Annotated in this window: 4 protein-coding genes and 1 pseudogene; 1 reads left to right on the top strand and 4 read right to left on the bottom strand. The window is 39.6% G+C overall.

Annotation, left to right across the window (positions count from 1 at the left end; all coding sequences use genetic code 11):
• Positions 1 to 106: 106 nt before the first annotated feature.
• Positions 107 to 667, top strand: a pseudogene (locus tag AC1IR0_RS15510) (IS5 family transposase); the annotation flags it as partial.
• A 99-nt stretch (positions 668 to 766) separates the two neighbouring features.
• Here the strand turns inward: AC1IR0_RS15510 and AC1IR0_RS15515 are convergent.
• The 4 genes from AC1IR0_RS15515 to AC1IR0_RS15530 all read right to left on the bottom strand — a co-directional run bounded on the left by AC1IR0_RS15515 (position 767) and on the right by AC1IR0_RS15530 (position 4,280).
• Entirely contained in the window at positions 767 to 1,567 is an 801-nt protein-coding gene (locus AC1IR0_RS15515) for a sulfite exporter TauE/SafE family protein (protein WP_479741558.1), read from the bottom strand.
• A gap of 42 nt (positions 1,568 to 1,609) precedes the next feature.
• Positions 1,610 to 2,104 carry a flavin reductase family protein gene (locus tag AC1IR0_RS15520; RefSeq protein WP_004647846.1) on the bottom strand — a complete coding sequence of 165 codons (495 nt, stop codon included), beginning with the start codon at positions 2,102 to 2,104 and terminating at the stop codon, positions 1,610 to 1,612.
• Between the two features lie 97 nt (positions 2,105 to 2,201).
• Positions 2,202 to 3,245: a methionine synthase gene (locus AC1IR0_RS15525; protein WP_004281804.1), complete on the bottom strand. Its 1,044-nt coding sequence runs from the start codon at positions 3,243 to 3,245 to the stop codon at positions 2,202 to 2,204.
• Positions 3,246 to 3,296: 51 nt separating this feature from the next.
• Positions 3,297 to 4,280: a putative oxygenase MesX gene (locus tag AC1IR0_RS15530; protein ID WP_479741559.1), complete on the bottom strand. Its 984-nt coding sequence runs from the start codon at positions 4,278 to 4,280 to the stop codon at positions 3,297 to 3,299.
• Between the last annotated feature and the right edge of the window lie 337 nt (positions 4,281 to 4,617).

The raw sequence follows: 4,617 nt of genomic DNA on the forward strand, positions 1-4,617 counted from the left end.
ATTCAATCAATAATTGAACCGCTCTTTCTCTGATTTCAGGGGTATATTTTAATTTTGTCATCGGGATAGTCTCTCAGAATATTGACTCTCCGACAAACCCGGTACGGTTCAGTTTCTAGGTGAAGGTGAGTGGAAACGTAAGAAACATGGACCTGAATATCGTCGCCAATGGCGTAAGCTTCATATTGGCATCGATGCTGAAACCTTGCAGATACGTGCAGTACAGCTTACCACAAATAATGTGAGCGATTCGCAAGTACTCGGTGATTTACTTGCTCAAATTCCCTTAGATGAACGAATTGATTCGGTCTATACCGATGGTGCTTATGACACGAAGCACTGCAGACAAGTCATTCTAGATCGAGATGCACATGCGGTCATTCCGCCAAGAAAAAATGCAAACCCATGGAAAGATCAGAAATTGAGATCTTTAGAGCGGAATGAGTTACTGAAAACAGTTAAACGTTTAGGAAGAACGCTTTGGAAAAAATGGTCTGGTTATCATCGTCGAAGTTTAGTTGAAACCAAGATGCATTGCATCAAACTATTAGGTGATAAATTAACAGCAAGGAGTTTTTCTAGTCAGGTGAATGAGATTCATGCACGCATAGCCGTATTGAACAAATTTACAGAATTAGGTCGTCCTCATACCCAAGTTGTCACTTGAATTCTGTTCAAATGAGCAGAGTGTTGTCTTTTAAATCTTTGTGCAACAAAGCCCTTTAAAATTACATTTAGCATAAAATCTCTTATGCGAAGTCCAATATTAAATTAATCCCTTCACAAGGAAGAAGCTTGCTACAATGACCAATAAAACTGCAAAGCATTTCTTTAACATTGCTGGCGATAAAGCATGTGCCGCCTTCGCACCAAACTTAGCCGTAATGAAACTCATGATGCTAATGCCAATAAATGCATAAATATGCACGTAACCAATGGTATTAGGTACATTAATCTCAGCATTTATACCAAAAATAATAAAACCTAATGCACCAGCGACAGCAATGGGGAATCCACATGCCGCAGATGTTCCAACCGCCTTCTGCATGACCACACCATAGCGATTCAGGTACGGAACCGTCAGACTTCCACCACCTATTCCAAAAATTGCTGATGCAATCCCAATGACACTACCAGCAGCAACTTGTTGACCTGACGACGGTAAATTTTGCGTTGAATTAATTGCTGTTTTAGCATCTGTAAGCATCGTATATGCGACCCAAATCAGAAATAAGCCAACAATGATTTGTAGATGTAACCCTGATATCAAACCAGCAATACCTGCCCCAAAAAAACAACCAATCGCCATTGGTGGAGCTAGATTTTTAAATACAGGCCATAGCACAGCGCCATTTTTATGATGTGCCATTAATGAGCTGATTGAAGTGACAACGATTGTTGCTAAAGATGTACCTAATGCGAGATGCATAACAACATCAGGGTCATAACCCATTTGAGTAAAGACAATAAAAAGCAGTGGTACAATAATCGTACCACCGCCGACACCAAACAGCCCTGCTGCAAAACCAGCAAAAGCGCCGATGACTAAAAAGGTTATAAGTTCCACAATAAACTAACTTTAAAAAGATAAAAGAATTAAGGCATTGAGTTAAGCGTGTTCCAACTGACCCACTTGATGATAAGCACGGTTAAAATACACCAGACTTTCTTCTTGATCGCTTTGTTGAACTTTAAGAACACGACACATGAAAACACTGTGTGTACCGACTTGCTGAATATCTTGAATCTCACAGTCAAAACTGACCAAGGCATCTTTCAAAATAGGTGAACCAGTTTCCATCGTACTCCAATCACCGAGTTTGAAACGATCTTCTGAGCTGAATTTACTTGAAGCAAAAGCATTTGAAAGCTGTTCATGCTGAGTACTTAGTACGTTTACAGCCAAGACTTTATTTTCAACAAAATGGGCATGTGAACGGGAGGATTGATTCATACAGACTAATAACATTGGCGGTGTATCCGTCACGCTACATACGGCAGATGCAGTAAATCCATGCATACCTGTTTCACCCGAAGTCGTAATAACATTCACTGCTGTGGTGAGTAAAGACATTGCATTTCTAAAGTCTGTTGCTTCAATCATCTCTTTCATCTCAAATGTACATATCACGTGCTCGTGCATAAAGCTGGACAAATGACCTTGCGATGATTTGTTCTGCTTCGCACGAGACTACGTTTGATTAAGCTTCTAGCTCTTTACGAACAATGGCAGCACCTGCGCTTAAAGCTTCAAGTTTGCCACGTGCCACTTGGCGAGATAGCGGTGTCATACCACAGTTAGTTGAAGGATACAGTTTATCTGCATCAACAAATTGCAATGCTTTGCGTAGCGTATTTGCTACTTCCTCTGCAGTTTCCACTTGAGTGGTTGCCACATCAATTGCACCCACCATCACTTTCTTACCACGGATCAATTCGATTAAATCCATTGGTACACGTGAGTTTTGGCATTCAAGTGAAATAATATCGAGCTTAGATTGTTGTAGTTTCGGGAATGACTCTTCGTATTGACGCCATTCATTACCTAAAGTTTGTTTCCAATCTGTATTGGCTTTAATGCCGTAACCATAGCAAATATGAACTGCAGTTTCACATTTTAGACCTTCAAGTGCACGTTCTAAGGTTGGTACACCCCAGTCATTCACTTCATCAAAGAATACGTTAAACGCAGGTTCATCAAATTGGATAATGTCTACGCCTGCTGCTTCAAGTTCTAAAGCTTCTTGGTTCAAAATTTTGGCAAATTCCCAAGCCAGTTTTTCACGGCTCTTGTAGTGTCCGTCAAAAAGTGTATCAATCATGGTCATTGGACCAGGCAACGCCCATTTAATTGGCTGACTGGTTTGGCTGCGTAAAAATTTCGCATCGTCTACAAACACTGCTTTTTTACGAGAAACTTCACCCACAACTGAAGGTACACTTGCATCATAACGATTACGAATACGCATGGTTTCACGCTTTTCGAAATCTACACCTTCAAGATGTTCAATAAACGTGGTTACAAAGTGCTGACGGGTTTGCTCACCATCACTCACGATATCGATACCTGCAGTGACTTGCTCATGTAATGATAATTTCAAAGCATCACGTTTAGCTTCTAATAATTCTTCGCCTTCAAGCTTCCATGCAGACCATAATTTTTCAGGTTCAGCTAACCAAGACGGTTTTGGCAAGCTACCCGCAGTTGAAGTTGGGAGTAAAAGTTTCGGTTGTGTAAGCGCCATGTCTAATCTTCTTTCTCTAAAATTCGTCAGTCTGTGTGTCAATTCGATGTCTTAAGCAGCTGTTTCGACCTTAAAGTTTGCTGCCCATTCATTTAAAATATCTTGATATGGTTTGATGAAGTTTTCTTCTGTCCATTTACCTTGCTTAACCGCTAACTCACCACGTTCCACACGGTCATAGACCACACGTGTAAGTGAATAATCGCCATAGCTTAGACTTGGTTGATACTCCACACCTGCCGGAGAGTTGGTGTTGTAAATTTCAGGACGATAAATTTTTTGGAAGCTTTCCATGGTTGCAATCGCGCTGATCAATTCAAAATCAGTATAATCACGGACTAAGTCGCCAGCGAAATAGAATGCTAATGGTGCATTACCACCTTCTGGTTTGAAGTAACGCACACGCAAGCCCATTTTGGCGAAATATTCATCGGTACGTGAATATTCATCATTTTTGTATTCCACACCCAAAATAGGATGTACGTTGGCTGTACGGAAATACGTTTTAGAGGTTGAAACGCTTAAGCAAATGACAGGTTGTTTTTTAAATTCTGCCTTAAATACATCTGAATTGACTAAATGTTGATAAAGCTTGCCATGTAGATTGCCAAAATCTTCAGGTTTTTCACCTACACCACAACCCAATTGAGGCAATACTACGCTGAAGTCGTAATCACGCACATAAGATGAGAAGCTATTGCCGATCATGCCTTCAATACGCTCCCCTGTTTTATGGTCAATCACTACACTTTTCAGTGTTTCAATAAATGGGAAAGTTTGACCATTACCTTCGATATCAATTTCAGCAGAAATGATGTCAATCTCAAGTGAATAGCGATCACCTTTCGGGTTATCAACGGTTGCCAAGCTATTAAAACGGTTGTTGATCATCGCAAGGGTACGACGCAAGTTTTCTTCACGGCTTTCCCCACGTGCCAAATTGGCAAAGTTTGTGGTTAAACGTGTGCTTTCTGCTGGTGTATAATTCTCATCAAAACGGATACGTTTAATTGAACACTCAAATGCTGTACTCATGGAGATTGCCACCTAAAAATTTTATAAAAAGCTAAATTTCTGAATGGCTGTATTTAAACGTGAATAAGAAAGTGAGTAAAACGATATAAATTCAGCTTAAGATGAGAAGAACTCATGTTAAGTAAATACTTAACGATAAATACATTATTAGGTAAAATCACTTATTGTCTATTTAAAAAAATTATTAAATACATATAGTTAAATAATTTACACCAATTATTTGCTAATTAGGGCGTGTCCTCATTTGGCTTTACACCAAATAAATATGCAAGCAATGTAAATCATAGACTGGTAATTTCGTGCAAGCTTATCAAATCGGGTTGCAATCGCTCGGAAA

This window comes from Acinetobacter sp. 129952, assembly GCF_056642055.1.